Source organism: Pseudoalteromonas sp. TB25 (assembly GCF_000497995.1).
GTDB classification, from domain to species: Bacteria; Pseudomonadota; Gammaproteobacteria; order Enterobacterales; family Alteromonadaceae; genus Pseudoalteromonas; species Pseudoalteromonas distincta.
In genome coordinates this window covers 16,066-29,394 of the sequence record NZ_AUTI01000396.1, presented here as the reverse complement: position 1 = coordinate 29,394, position 13,329 = coordinate 16,066, and the positions used below count along the sequence as shown (strand labels likewise).

14 protein-coding genes are annotated in these 13,329 nt (G+C 40.6%); 8 read left to right on the top strand and 6 right to left on the bottom strand.

The window, feature by feature from the left end; all coding sequences use genetic code 11:
* Together L652_RS0117645 and L652_RS0117640 are read right to left on the bottom strand one after the other, a co-directional pair.
* A partial coding sequence (locus L652_RS0117645; RefSeq protein ID WP_024603581.1) for an RDD family protein occupies window positions 1–848 on the bottom strand: 848 nt, incomplete at its 3' end.
* A 153-nt stretch (window positions 849–1,001) separates the two neighbouring features.
* On the bottom strand, window positions 1,002–2,087 hold the full coding sequence (locus tag L652_RS0117640) for an alkene reductase (protein WP_024594698.1): 1,086 nt from the start codon (window positions 2,085–2,087) through the stop codon (window positions 1,002–1,004).
* Window positions 2,088–2,267: 180 nt separating this feature from the next.
* Between L652_RS0117640 and L652_RS0117630 the strand changes: the two genes are divergently transcribed.
* Together L652_RS0117630 and L652_RS0117625 are read left to right on the top strand one after the other, a co-directional pair.
* The gene (locus L652_RS0117630) at window positions 2,268–3,044 is read left to right on the top strand and encodes a hypothetical protein (protein WP_024594699.1); all 777 of its coding nucleotides are present in this window, start codon (window positions 2,268–2,270) and stop codon (window positions 3,042–3,044) included.
* Window positions 3,045–3,111: 67 nt separating this feature from the next.
* On the top strand, window positions 3,112–3,636 hold the full coding sequence (locus tag L652_RS0117625) for a CIA30 family protein (RefSeq protein ID WP_024594700.1): 525 nt from the start codon (window positions 3,112–3,114) through the stop codon (window positions 3,634–3,636).
* A gap of 144 nt (window positions 3,637–3,780) precedes the next feature.
* On the opposite strand, the gene L652_RS0117620 is transcribed toward L652_RS0117625, so the two are convergent.
* From L652_RS0117620 to L652_RS0117605, 4 genes are all read right to left on the bottom strand, one after another.
* Complete coding sequence (locus tag L652_RS0117620) at window positions 3,781–4,035, bottom strand: hypothetical protein (protein WP_002958531.1); 255 nt, start codon at window positions 4,033–4,035, stop codon at window positions 3,781–3,783.
* A 25-nt stretch (window positions 4,036–4,060) separates the two neighbouring features.
* Window positions 4,061–4,537, bottom strand: a complete 477-nt coding sequence (locus L652_RS0117615) for an FKBP-type peptidyl-prolyl cis-trans isomerase (RefSeq protein ID WP_024594701.1) — start codon at window positions 4,535–4,537, stop codon at window positions 4,061–4,063.
* 2 nt (window positions 4,538–4,539) lie between these two features.
* The gene (locus L652_RS0117610) at window positions 4,540–6,963 is read right to left on the bottom strand and encodes an AAA family ATPase (RefSeq protein WP_024594702.1); all 2,424 of its coding nucleotides are present in this window, start codon (window positions 6,961–6,963) and stop codon (window positions 4,540–4,542) included.
* A gap of 77 nt (window positions 6,964–7,040) precedes the next feature.
* Window positions 7,041–7,499: a hypothetical protein gene (locus tag L652_RS0117605; RefSeq protein WP_002958528.1), complete on the bottom strand. Its 459-nt coding sequence runs from the start codon at window positions 7,497–7,499 to the stop codon at window positions 7,041–7,043.
* A gap of 175 nt (window positions 7,500–7,674) precedes the next feature.
* Between L652_RS0117605 and leuS the strand changes: the two genes are divergently transcribed.
* The 6 genes from leuS to rlmH are packed head-to-tail and all read left to right on the top strand — an operon-like array spanning window position 7,675 to window position 13,327.
* On the top strand, window positions 7,675–10,263 hold the full coding sequence (gene leuS / locus L652_RS0117600) for a leucine--tRNA ligase (protein WP_024594703.1): 2,589 nt from the start codon (window positions 7,675–7,677) through the stop codon (window positions 10,261–10,263).
* A gap of 1 nt (window position 10,264) precedes the next feature.
* A complete protein-coding gene (gene lptE / locus L652_RS0117595; protein ID WP_024594704.1) occupies window positions 10,265–10,756 on the top strand; it encodes an LPS assembly lipoprotein LptE in 492 nt (163 codons plus the stop codon).
* A complete protein-coding gene (gene holA / locus L652_RS0117590) occupies window positions 10,756–11,793 on the top strand; it encodes a DNA polymerase III subunit delta (RefSeq protein WP_002958525.1) in 1,038 nt (345 codons plus the stop codon). The genes lptE and holA overlap by 1 nt, the downstream gene beginning before the upstream one ends.
* A gap of 17 nt (window positions 11,794–11,810) precedes the next feature.
* Window positions 11,811–12,446: a nicotinate-nucleotide adenylyltransferase gene (gene nadD / locus L652_RS0117585; protein WP_024594705.1), complete on the top strand. Its 636-nt coding sequence runs from the start codon at window positions 11,811–11,813 to the stop codon at window positions 12,444–12,446.
* Between the two features lie 55 nt (window positions 12,447–12,501).
* Window positions 12,502–12,819 carry a ribosome silencing factor gene (gene rsfS / locus L652_RS0117580; protein ID WP_002958523.1) on the top strand — a complete coding sequence of 106 codons (318 nt, stop codon included), beginning with the start codon at window positions 12,502–12,504 and terminating at the stop codon, window positions 12,817–12,819.
* Window positions 12,820–12,856: 37 nt separating this feature from the next.
* Window positions 12,857–13,327 carry a 23S rRNA (pseudouridine(1915)-N(3))-methyltransferase RlmH gene (rlmH, locus tag L652_RS0117575; protein ID WP_002958522.1) on the top strand — a complete coding sequence of 157 codons (471 nt, stop codon included), beginning with the start codon at window positions 12,857–12,859 and terminating at the stop codon, window positions 13,325–13,327.
* The last annotated feature ends 2 nt before the right edge of the window (window positions 13,328–13,329 follow it).

The window sequence follows — 13,329 nt, the reverse complement described above, 5'->3', positions numbered from 1 at the left end:
CCGCCGTAGCGACCAAAACAATCTAATAAACCTAATGGCTCACCGCTTAAGGCAACCACACGAATATTACATACCTTTTTACCCGGTGTTTGGCCGCGCCAAAGTAGCGAGAACAACGTAAAGTAAACAGCAGCCCAGCCAAAACCTAAGCCTAAGTCTTGAATAATACCCTTGCTCCACTGCAAAATACTGTTTGTGGTTGTTTGTGCAGGTTTTTCTTCTATTAACTGTGCAGGCTTTATTTCTTTATTTTCACTGAGTACTAATAGTTGTAAAAGTACGCTAGCAAGTTGTGGGCTTTGTAGGTCGTCCATTTCTGCTAATTTGGGAACTTGCCCAATTAAATTATCAAACGCGTTTTGTTGGCAAGGTTGCTCACAGCTTTCATCAGCTGTTTGCGCTAAATAAGTATTTACCCGTTGTTTTTCTGTGGCGGTAAGCTGTATTTCATCTTGTATTTTTACGCCCTGAACAGCTAAACCTTGATCAGTGTTATCGTCTTCTAGGTAATCAATGCCAATTGAAAGCACAGTAAGTGCGCTTACAAATAAAATACTTGCTGCCGTTATTTTTAAGATTCTTCGCCACACATTCGACATTTTTGGAAGGTATTGCTGTGCCGTACCTTTATAAAAAGCCATTGCAGCAACAAACGCTATTAAAGCAGCGCTAAGCTTGGCCGCTAAAAATATCAGTGCAACATCAATAATAATCGCTAGTGCACGCTGAATAGGTGTAGCTAAAGGCAAGCCCAGTAAAGCACTGTCAATTTTAAAAGCGTAGGGTGTAATAACTTCTCGGGTTTCAGAATTTGATAATTCTAATTGTTCTATTTCTGTGGCTTTCATTTATTTTCTTGTTATTAAAATAGGTAACCCGGTTAACTTACGCGTTTTTTATTTTTTGCTCAAGGTAAAGCTATTAGAATCAATGCACAAAAAAAGGGCTACATAAAATGCAGCCCTTCATGTTTTTACTCAATGTTAATTACTTACTAGCAATTATACCGTTGGATAATCGGTGTAGCCTTGTTCTGCGCCACCAAACAAAGTGTCGGGGTTGTGGCTGTTAAGTGGCTTGCCTTGCTTTAAGCGTGCTGGTAAGTCTGGGTTTGATACAAACGGGCGACCAAAGCCAATCATGTCGGCCCAGCCTTCGCTAAGTGCTTTGTCTGCGCGCTCTTTGGTGTACTTGCCTGCGTAAATTAATACTCCACTGTAGGTTTTGCGAATCGATTTTTTAAATTCGACACTCATTAAAGGTGCGTCATCCCAATCGGCTTCGGCTATATGCATGTAACCTACACCGGCTTTATTTAATGCCTCAGAAACCGCTAAGTAAGTTTCTTCAGGGTTTTCGTCTACTGTGCCATTAAGAGTTGTTAACGGGGCAAGTCTTACGCCTACTTTACTGCTACCAATTTCGTCGCTAACAGCATGTACCACTTCAATTAAAAAGCGTATGCGGTTTTGCACACTGCCGCCATATTCATCGGTGCGAGCATTTGACTCTGAGTCTAAAAATTGATTAATAAGGTAACCATTTGCAGCATGAAGCTCTATGCCATCAAACCCTGCATTAACTGCATTTTTAGCTGCTTGGCGAAATTCGCCTATGACATGCGTAATATCTTGTTTGCTCATTTCGCGTGGGAGTTGGGTGTCTACAAACCCCGGTGCGCCGTTTGTATCTACAAATACTTTTACGTCTTTTGCAGCAATGGCCGATGCTGAAATAGGCTGCACGCCACCAGTGTTGTCACTGTGGGTAACACGGCCAACATGCCAAAGCTGAGCAAACATCACTCCACCAGCGCTATGTACTGCGCTTGTTACTTTACTCCAGCCTGCAACTTGCTCATTTGAATAAATACCCGGAGTCCAAGCGTAACCTTTACCAAGCTCACTAATTTGTGTGCCTTCGCTTACAATTAGTCCGGCACTTGCGCGCTGTGCGTAATATGTTGCCATTAAGTCGTTAGCTATATCGCCAGGCTGCGTTGAACGCGAGCGAGTCATTGGGGGCATAACAATACGGTTTTTTAATGTGTTACCTGCAAGTTCTATTGGTTCAAAAAGTAATGTCATAATGCCTCCTAAGTTTGATTGCGCTCATAATAACGTAACCAAGCACATGCAAAAACAACAAAAACTGCAAAATAGTTTTGTTGTATCTGCAATAAAGCCACAAAGTAAAACACATTAACTTTAGGTGAACTAAATGTATTTTGTTGACTCTTAACAGCACTATTAAGTTGAGGGTTTGATGTGAATAAAGGGAATGCATGGCCGTGGGTTATCTCGTTGTGTATACACGCTATTGTGTTGTACTTTTTGTTTTCGCAATCTATTAAAGTTGCGCCGCCAAAGGAGGAAAAAAACGCAATAATACAGGCCTATGTTACGGTTAATTTAGCAAGCCTACCTAAGCCAAGCTCAGTTGTTACAACAACCAATGCGCCTGATATAAAACCTGTAAACACTAAAACTGATGCACCAAATTCAGCAACCTCTAACACTACACCTATAAAAAAAGATTCTACAAAAGCCAAAGTAAGGGTAACTAAAAAAACGCAAGCCAAAACCATCACGTTACCAAAGGCACAAACAGAGCTTAAAAAAGCCCCTGTAAAACCTGTTGAACCCCTGGTAGCCGCGCCTTCAGAGCCTACAACAAAAGCTTCTCAAACATTTAAAAAGCTAAATCCATACGCGCCGCTATTTGGCTCTCCTGTAAATAATATGACTCATAAAAAAATGGTCTCCTTTGGTGAAGATAAAAGCTCTGAAAATGATGAGATAAACAATAAGCCCACAATTAAAACGCCAGTAAAATCTGATAATTCAGAAGTTATTAGCCAAAATACAACAGGCACACGACGATTAGAAAAATTTAACGGTAAATGCTATTTAATTGATACTTCAACCGTATTTGGTAGTAATGGCATGCCTCAAGGTAGCGGTAAACCCTGCCCTGAGGATAAAACTGATAAAGAAATTATGTTTGAAAAAATCATGAAAAAATGGAGCCGTAAAAATAATTAGCTTTAAATAAGTGAACAAATAATATGTTTATCCGTATTGATAAGCTTAAAGTACTTAGGAGTAAGCCATGATCACCAAACAACTATCATCACTTTTTGTATTTAATTTATTAGTTGTAAGTGCACAAGCGAATGCAAACCAGCGCTGGTACGTTATTAACGACTCAGTAATGGGCGGTGTATCTAATAGCCAAGTAACACAAACTCAAGAAAGTTTGCTTTTTACAGGCAATGTTTCGCTTGATAATAACGGCGGTTTTGCATCAATACGTACAGAGCTAAATACACAAAGCCAAAATACTAAAGCTATAGCGCTGCGTGTTAAAGGTGATGGACAAATCTATCAGCTCAGGCTCAGAACTACCAATTACCTTGATGGCGCAGCGTACACCCACTCATTTAAAACAGTAAAAAATGAATGGGTAGATATAAACTTTGCTCCGAGTGATTTTACTTTAACGTATCGCGGCCGCGTGCTTGAGCAACAACCGATTATTGATTTTGACGATATAAAACAGCTAGGCTTTATGATTGCAGGTAAGCAAGAAGGTAAGTTTAAACTTGAAGTGGGTAAAATTGAGTTTAAAAGCTAATCAAGCAGCAAGCTTTGGCATTGAGCGGTGTAATCATGAGCGCGAATGGTTGCGCTACTTTCGGTGTACTATTTAGCCCTACTAGCAAAAAGCCCCACTTTATTAAAGTAGGGCTTATACCAATTTATTAAACTAACTCATTGCTTACTTAGTGCTTTGGTTATCTTGTGAGAGCGCAATAAGTGCAAGCGCCGCATTTAGACGAGTATTTAAATTATTATAAATAGTCATTCCAAACACACCGATAATACAAACTATTAAACCCATTTGTAGGTTAACGCTCATCTCTAGTAAAAAAACAGCTGCAACTAGTAAGCATAGCGCTAATGCATAAATAATAGATTGAAAGGTAAAGTTAATATCACCTTTGGCTATTTTAAGTAATTCATCTTTATTCATAATTTACTTCCTTGTTATTTAATCCCTAAGACTCAATTGCCAGTAACTCTACTTCAAAAATAAGTACTGAGGCAGGAGGAATACTCCCTACTCGCTTTTCACCGTAGGCAAGTTGGTGCGGTACATAAAAAATGTATTTATCGCCTGGGCTCATCAGTTGTAAGCCCTCAGTCCAGCCTTTAATCACTTGGTGCAAGCCAAAACTAATCGGTGTTTTACGCTCTACTGAGCTGTCAAACACCGTGCCGTCGATTAGTGTGCCGTGGTAATGCACGTTAACCATACTTGTTGGGCTTGGTGTGTTTTCACTCTCACCTTTGTGTACTATTTTGTACTGCAAGCCAGAAGCTGTTTCTACTACACCTTCTACTTTTGCGTTAGCGGCTAAGTAATCGGCCCCTATTTGTGCATTTATGCCTGCTTGTTGTTTTGCTTTTTTACTATTTTGAAATATTAAAAAACAAAAAATGGCGATAACCACCGCCAAAATTATATTGATCATTATTAACCTTTTTCGTTATCTAGTTCTTCGTCTTTTTCGTCATCGTTATCGCCATTTACTATGTCGGCAATTTCTTTAAGGCGAGCAAGCGCAATTCCGTTTACTGAGTTTTCTGGATACTGGTCATCAATAATATCGCCAGCTTCTATATCCATTAGCAGGTTAAGCGCTTGGTCTACGGTTTCAACTGCGTAAATATTAAATTTACCCGCTTCAACTGCATTAAGTATTTCGTCATCAAGCACTAAGTTAACTTGGTTTGATTTAGGAATGATAACGCCTTGCGAACCTGTTAAGCCACGCATTTTACACAGTTTGAAAAAGCCTTCTATTTTTTCGTTTACGCCACCAATAGCCTGTACATCACCATGTTGGTTAATAGAGCCTGTCAGTGCAATTGATTGGCTAATAGGTAGGCTTGTAATAGACGAAATAAGCGCACACAACTCTGCCAAAGATGCACTATCGCCATCTATATAACCGTAGCTTTGCTCAATAGCGATATTAGCGCTAAGCGTTAAGCTAAAGTGCTGCGCGTATTTATTACCTAAATAACCGGTAAGTAGCATTACCCCTTTTGAGTGAATTGCTTTACCAAGCTCGGCTTCACGTTCAACATCTATTACGCCATCGGCGCCAGCATAAACCGTTGCCGTAATACGCGCAGGGGTACCAAATGAGGTATCGCCAATGTGTAATACGGTTAAACCATTTACTTTACCAATGGCTTGGCCGTCGGTTGCAATAAGTGTGTGACCTTCTTTTATATCGCTTAGCATGTTTTCACTAATTTGGCCGGTACGGTATTGCTTACCTTCAATGGCTTCATCAATATGATGCGCATCTACAACAGTTAATTTATCTTGTTTTGCGTAGTAACTTGCCTCTGCAACTAATTCAAGTACATCAGCAAAGCGCGCAGAAAGCTTATTGTGATGCTCTGCTTGGCGGTAGCTAAACTTAAGTAAACGCACCATAGCTGCTTGTGTGGTAGTGCACTTTAATGTTTGCTCGCAGTACTCGGTAACTTTAGTTATAAATTGGTACTGTAATTTATCGCTACTTGGTAAGTAGTAATCAAAGTCAGCTAATACTCTAAATAACTCTGCAAACTCTTCATCGTATTCACCTATGGTGTAATACAGTTCGCGCGAGCCTAATAAAATAATTTTTACATCAAGCGGTATAAGCTGCGGGCGAAGTGTAAAACTACTACCTACTGAGCTATCTTGATACGGTAAGTCGTTTTTAATTTGATGCGTTTTTAGCGAAAGTTTTAAACCATCCCACACTTGAGGGTTAGCCATTACCTTTTCAGCATCCATAATTAAATAACCGCCATTAGCACGGTGCAATGCTCCCGGCTGAATAGAGCGATAACTGGTAATTAAAGACCCTTGCGATGTGGAATACTCAATTTTACCAAATATATTACCAAATGTTGGATTGGGCTCGTACACCACGGGTGCTGCATCGTCTTCTTTAAACTCAACTAAAATATTAGGTGCAAAAAAGTCGGTAAGCATGCCTTTACGATCAAAGTCTTCTTTGCTTTCTTCGCTTTCGTCTTCGTCATCGAGCCACTCAAGTACCGCGTCTATAATTTCAACGCGTATATCTTTTAAATAACGCAGTACACCAATATGAGTTGCATATTTATGTTCTAAGTCTTTTAAAAGCGGTTTTGTGGCCTGCTCTGCAGTCGACTTTTTAAGATTACGCTGTTTTTCTTTTGATTCGCGCTTCCAGCGTGGCAGCTCAATTAACGCTTCTATTAATGCATCTTCTAGCTTTTCAATTTTTTCAAAAAACTCTTCGCGTAACGTTTCTTCAAGTTCGCCAAATTCGCTATCGCTTAATTGTTTACCATCTACAAGCGGTGCAAACCCAACTGAATTTTTTTCTTCGACTAATGCAACACTTTGCTCAAATGCCGCAATTTCTACTGCAGTAATAGCGCTGTCGTAGGCATCGTTAAATTCACGGTCGATTGATTTTTTTTTGCGTTGGTATCCTGGGTTATCAAATGCAGCAGGAAATGTGTCGAGTACTTCATCTAAAAATGAATCTATGTCGTCACTAAGTTGCTTGCTTTGACCTGCATGCATAAACAGCGCGATAGGCTCTCTGTGATCATCGTAATTATTTACGTATAACCATTCGTTTGGTGTTGGGCGGTCTTTTGCGTGTTGCTTAAGTTTATCTTTAACAAGCGTAAAGCGCCCATGGGCAGCCTCGCCCATTACATAAACGTTGTAACCAGGTAGTTCCATCCCTAAAGAGAAATCTAAGGCACTTTGGGCGCGTTGTTGGCCTATAAATGTTAGTTGCTCGGGGTATGGATTGCTCATACACGTATGTACGTGATTAGTAGAAATACTCGGTGCGAGCTTTGAAACAGATAGTGGCAGCAATTTTTTCGTCATTCTAACTTCTTTTTTTACCAACATATTCGCTGGCCTTTGGGCGTATTAAGTGGCCCGCAGCCACTTAATAATTATATTTAAGGGTGCAGCGCCTTACGACTAAAATAGATTCCATCACATTCAATACACGGTGTAATTTGTGTCGCGTGATAAACATCGTAACTATGGGTGCAATTCTTACATACTAATGTGCCCATGGCTATCCATTCGCCTGCGTGATACACACCATTGTGCTTAAAATCTTGACTAAGAGATTGCCACTCAAGCTGAGTTTTATCTTCTATGTGCGAAAGCTCAAACCATAAGGACTCTTTAAGCTCTTGCCATGCAAGCGAATTATAGTGCGATTCGTTTTCTTGGACATGTTCTATATCGCGCTGTAAATAACTTTTATATAAAGCGTATCTTTCTTGCCCTAAATCTTTAAGTGCCTGCTCAGATTCAACAAATCGAGTAACTGCGTCTTTTACTTCATGATCTTTTACATCTTTTAGCCATTTGGTTAAATCGCCAAGCCATGCTTTATAATCTGCCATTTTTTACTCCTTCAAAATTGCTGTTAAATCACCCTATAACTTAGATAAGTATAGGTTAACCTGAACTGAAGGTTAGAATTTATCAAAACCGCGTTTTTGACGCTGTGAATAGCACTTTATTTGGGGTATCCTAATGTCAATTTTTTATTAGTTTGCAAGAAGTCTGGAACCATAGATGCAAGAGCAATATAACCCGCAAGATATAGAGTCAAAAGTACAAAGCTACTGGGAAGAAAACCAGGTATTTAAAGTCACTGAAGATGAGAGCAAAGAAAAGTATTATTGCCTTTCTATGTTTCCTTATCCGAGTGGTCGACTGCATATGGGTCATGTACGTAACTACACCATTGGTGATGTTGTTTCTCGTTTCCAGCGCCTGCAAGGCAAAAACGTAATGCAACCTATGGGTTGGGATGCGTTTGGTTTACCTGCAGAAAACGCTGCTATTAAAAACAAAACAGCACCTGCTAAGTGGACATACGAAAATATTGACTACATGCGTACACAGCTTAAGCAATTAGGTTTTGGTTATGACTGGGATCGCGAAATTGCGACGTGTCATCCAGAATACTACAAGTGGGAGCAGTGGTTTTTCACTAAGCTTTACGAAAAAGGCTTAGTGTATAAAAAAATGTCGACGGTTAACTGGGATCCAGTGGATCAAACAGTATTAGCTAACGAGCAAGTTATTGACGGTCGCGGTTGGCGTTCAGGCGCTGTGGTTGAGCAAAAAGAGATTCCACAGTGGTTTATTAAAATTACCGACTACGCACAAGAACTACTTGACGATTTAGACAAGTTGGAAGATTGGCCAGAGCAAGTTAAAACAATGCAGCGTAACTGGATTGGCCGCTCTGAAGGGTGTGATATTGAATTTAAACGCACCGATAACGACGAAACTTTTAGTGTATACACAACTCGTCCAGACACCTTTATGGGTGTGACGTATGTTGCTGTTGCTGGTGGTCACCCTATTGCACAAGAAGCCGCTAAAAATAGCGATGCTGTTGCAATGTTTGTTGAAGAATGCAAAAACACCAAAATTGCCGAAGCAGACATGGCAACAATGGAGAAAAAAGGCATAGCAACAGGCTTTTACGCAACTCACCCATTAACGGGCGAGCAAGTACCAATTTGGGTCGCTAACTTTGTATTAATGCATTACGGCTCAGGCGCTGTTATGGCGGTACCTGCACACGACCAACGCGATTTTGAATTTGCAACGGCTTACGGCCTAGATATTAAACAAGTAATTGCACCGGTTGAAGGCTCAGGTCTTGAAGTAAACCTTGAGCAAGAAGCATTTACCGATAAAGGCGTACTTGTAAATTCAGGTGAATTTGATGGTCTTGATTTTGACGCCGCGTTTAAAGCCATTGCCGACAAGCTTGAAGCACTCGGTGTTGGGGAGCGTAAAGTAAACTTCCGTCTACGTGACTGGGGTGTGAGCCGTCAGCGTTATTGGGGCTCTCCAATCCCAATGCTTAGCGACGAAGAAGGCAAAGAACTTGCAGCAACAGAAGATATGCTACCAGTTCGCTTACCAGAAGATGTGGTAATGAATGGTGTAACGTCACCTCTTAAAGCAGACCCTGAATGGGCTAAAACAACAGTAAATGGCGCACCTGCGTTTCACGAAACTGACACGTTTGACACCTTTATGGAATCATCTTGGTACTACGCACGCTACTGTAGCCCACGCTACGACGAAGGCATGCTAGATCCAGCGGCTGCTAACTATTGGTTACCAGTAAACCAATACATTGGTGGTATTGAGCACGCTATTTTACACTTATTGTACTCGCGATTTTTCCATAAATTATTACGTGACTTTGGTTTAGTAAATTCAGACGAGCCGTTCGACCGCTTACTTTGTCAAGGTATGGTGCTTGCTGAAACATTTTATCGTAAAGATGAAAAAGGCGGCGATGTATGGATTTCGCCAAGCGATGTAAATACCGAAACCGACGACAAGGGCCGCGTAACTAAAGCATGGCATAAAGAAGACGGTGAGCCGGTATTCTCATCAGGCATGAGTAAAATGTCGAAGTCTAAAAACAACGGTATAGACCCACAACAAGTAATTGCCCAATACGGTGCAGATACAGTGCGTTTATTTATGATGTTTACAGCACCACCAGAGCAAACGCTTGAATGGTCAGACTCAGGTGTTGAAGGCGCACATCGCTTCTTAAAACGTGTATGGAAATACGCAGTAGATGTTAAAACAGTAGGTTACCAAGCACTTGATAAATCAGCGCTCACTAACCCGCAAAAAGTACTACGTCGCGACTTACACAAAGCAATTGCTAAAGTGACTGATGATGTTGAACGTCGTCAAACCTTTAACACCGCTATTGCAGCCATTATGGAGCTTTCTAATAAGTTATTAAAAGCACCACTGAGCGACAAACAAGATGTAGCGATTGCTAACGAAGCACTTGAAGCATTAGTTATTATGCTTGCACCTATTACTCCGCATTTATCACATGAGCTTTGGAAAGAGCTTGGTAAAGAAGGCGAGATTTTAGATGCGCAGTGGCCAAAAGTTGACGAGTCGGCTCTTGTTGAAGATGAAAAACTAATCATCGTACAAGTAAACGGCAAGCTTCGCGCTAAGTTAACAGTGGCAGCTGATGCCACTCAAGAGCAAGTAGAAGCCCTTGCGTTTGCAGAATCTAACGTAACTAAATTTACGGATGGCGCAACTATTCGTAAAATCATTTACGTTCCAGGTAAACTACTTAACGTGGTAGCTAACTAATATGGCTGCATTTAACGCCATTAAAAATGGACTAGCCTTAGTGCTAGTCTGTTTTTTGTTATCAAGCTGTGGCTTTCATTTAAAAAAAGCCTCTAGCTTGCCTGATAACTTAAAACAGCTAACACTTGTAGGCGATGATGAAAAATCGACTTTATTTACTGAGCTTAAAAAAGAGCTTAAAGCGAGTAACGTAGAGCTAGTATCGTCAGCTAAAGATAAAGCCCAATTGTATTTACGCAAAGAAAGTATTGAACGCCAAACTCTTTCGCTGTTTCAAAATGGTCAGGTTGCTGAATACGAACTTGCTTATGGCGTGTCGTATGTAGTTAAACTCCCTGGCGAAAAAGCGATAGAAAAACGTTTTGAGCTTTACCGTAATTACCAAGACGATCCGGATCATGCATTAGCAAAAGCAAAAGAGCTTGAGCTACTCATTAGCGAGATTCGTGAGCAAGCCAGTCGTCGTATTGTTAGAGAGCTGTCGCAACTATAATGCGCTGCTATGCTAATCAACTACCGAGTGAATTAAATAAAGGGCTAAAGCCCTTTTATTTAGTATTTGGTGAAGAGCCTTTTCAAGAAGCGCAGTGCGTACAACAAATTCGCGACTGTGCTAAGCAACAAGGTTTTGATGAAGTAATTAAGTTTACTTTAATGCAAGGATTCGATTGGCAAGAAATCATAGCCCAGTATCAGAGCATGTCGCTGTTTAGCGCCCGCACTATTATTGAGCTTGATTTAAACCAACAAAAGCCAGGCGTTATTGGCAGCAATACCTTTAAAAAAGTAGTTGAGCTGGTTAATCCCGATACTATTTTAATTGTTAAAGGCGCTAAAGCCAGTCAAGAAGTACAACGTGGTGCGTGGTTTAAAGCCCTTGATAAACTAGGCGTGTTCGTACCTTGCTACCCACTTACGGGCTCTCACGTAAAACGATGGCTTGATGAGCAATGCCAACGTTTATCACTTAATATGCAAAGCGACGCCAAAGTAAGCTTAATAAATGCCACTGAAGGCAACTTATTAGCCTGTTTTCAGGAGCTTGAAAAGCTCTCGCTACTACACGGCAATGCATTAATTACTCAGCAACTAGTTATGCAAGGGCTGTTAAATCAAGCCAAGTTTGATATTTTTGATTTAAGCGATGCACTATTAAATGGCCACGCTAAACAAGCTATAAAAGTACTAAACAAACTTGCCAGCGATAACACCGAAGTGGTGAGTATTTTGTGGGCTATAACCAAAGAGCTTAATACACTTATAAGTGTGCAACTTGGTTTATTAAATGGCGAACCCATAGCAAATTTATTTAAACAAAAAGCAATTTGGAAAAACCAACAAGGTCCAGTTCAAAACGCAATTAACCGTTTAAATATGCACACACTGGAACAAATAAACAGTGATGTTGCGTTGTTTGATGCCAGTTACAAGCAAGGTAATTTAATTGCACCTTACCAAGCGCTTGCTCATATTTGTATTAAATTTTGCCAGCCGCTCAACATTCCTATGCCGTGCCACGCGGTTAATTAATAAATAATGGGTGTTAAATGATCGCAATTTTTGGTGGCACTTTCGACCCCGTCCATTTAGGCCATCTAAATATGGCGCAGCAATGCGTTAATGCGTTTAATTTAGATACGCTTTATTTTATGCCCTGTGCACTCCCTGCACATAAAGCAGCTCCGGGAATTAGTACGCAGCACCGTATTAATATGCTAAACGCAGCTATTGCACCTTATCCTCATTTTGAACTCGATTTAAGAGAGCTTAACCGAGCTGGTCCATCGTATTCGCTACTTAGTTTGCAAGAACTTCGTAAAGAGCACCCCACTACACCTATTTTATTTTTAATTGGTATGGACTCGTTTAACAATCTCGATAAGTGGTTTGAGTGGAAGGCAATAACACAGCTTTGCCATATTGTGGTGTACCAGCGCCCAGCTCAACATTGCACTGTAAAAGGTGAGCTCAAAAGCTATATGCAACACGCAAATGCTGGCGAAGTAGCGGCACTTAAACACTCACTTGCAGGTAAACTTTATTTTTTACCGGGCGAAATGCTCGATGCGGCCTCAAGTACAATTCGCAAGCAGCTAAAAAAAAGTAATAAAAAGAATGAACTATTGCCCGATGCAGTGAGTCATTACATAGAAGTGCATCAGCTCTATCAAATTGATGCTTAAAAACTCCTAGCGTGTTAAAATGCGCGCCATTAAATTTTTAAATTGAGACAAAACCTTGGATTCAAAACAACTACTCGCCTTTGCTATGGACAAAATTGACGATATGAAAGCGCGTGACATCGTTCATATTGACGTAACTGAAACATCAGATATTACAGATTACATGGTAATTTGTTCTGGTACTTCTAAACGCCACGTACAGTCAATTGCCGATCACTTAGCAAAAGAAGCGCGTCATGCAGATTCAGAGCCACTAGGTTATGAAGGTGAAGGCGACGGCGAATGGGCACTGGTTGATTTAGGTGATGTGGTTGTACACGTGATGCAAAACGAAGCACGTAGCTATTACGATCTAGAAAAACTGTGGGGCTAAACGCTCACTCATTTTAGACAATGCTTGGAAGTAATACGTGAAAATACAAATGATTGCTGTTGGTACTAAAATGCCAGCATGGGTAGAAACGGGATTTGCAGAATATCAGCGCCGTTTCCCTAAGGATATGGCGCTAGAGTTAATCGAAATTCCAGCCGGTAAACGTGGTAAAAATGCAGATATAAAGCGTATTTTACACATTGAAGGTGAAAAAACATTAGCGGCTATTCCAAAAGGCAATCGTATTGTAACGTTAGAGGTAACAGGGAAAGCACTGGATACTCACCAACTTGCTAAAAATATGGAAAAATGGCAACTCGATGGCCGCGATGTAAGTTTACTTATTGGCGGACCTGAAGGACTTGCTCCAGAGTGTATTGCAGCGTCTGAGCAAAAATGGTCGTTATCTAATCTAACATTGCCGCATCCTTTGGTGCGTATAATTGTTGCAGAGAGCCTTTACCGAGGCTGGAGCTTAAATAACAACCATCCTTATCATCGCGAGTAACC

Bases quoted from the DNA above. Each gene is read 5' to 3' on its own strand.
- L652_RS0117640 (WP_024594698.1), bottom strand. From the start codon at position 2,087: ATGACATTACTTTTTGAACCAATAGAACTTGCAGGTAACACATTAAAA.
- L652_RS0117625 (WP_024594700.1), top strand. From the start codon at position 3,112: ATGATCACCAAACAACTATCATCACTTTTTGTATTTAATTTATTAGTT.
- L652_RS0117620 (WP_002958531.1), bottom strand. From the start codon at position 4,035: ATGAATAAAGATGAATTACTTAAAATAGCCAAAGGTGATATTAACTTT.
- L652_RS0117615 (WP_024594701.1), bottom strand. From the start codon at position 4,537: ATGATCAATATAATTTTGGCGGTGGTTATCGCCATTTTTTGTTTTTTA.
- L652_RS0117610 (WP_024594702.1), bottom strand. From the start codon at position 6,963: ATGACGAAAAAATTGCTGCCACTATCTGTTTCAAAGCTCGCACCGAGT.
- L652_RS0117605 (WP_002958528.1), bottom strand. From the start codon at position 7,499: ATGGCAGATTATAAAGCATGGCTTGGCGATTTAACCAAATGGCTAAAA.
- leuS (WP_024594703.1), top strand. From the start codon at position 7,675: ATGCAAGAGCAATATAACCCGCAAGATATAGAGTCAAAAGTACAAAGC.
- lptE (WP_024594704.1), top strand. From the start codon at position 10,265: ATGGCTGCATTTAACGCCATTAAAAATGGACTAGCCTTAGTGCTAGTC.
- holA (WP_002958525.1), top strand. From the start codon at position 10,756: ATGCGCTGCTATGCTAATCAACTACCGAGTGAATTAAATAAAGGGCTA.
- nadD (WP_024594705.1), top strand. From the start codon at position 11,811: ATGATCGCAATTTTTGGTGGCACTTTCGACCCCGTCCATTTAGGCCAT.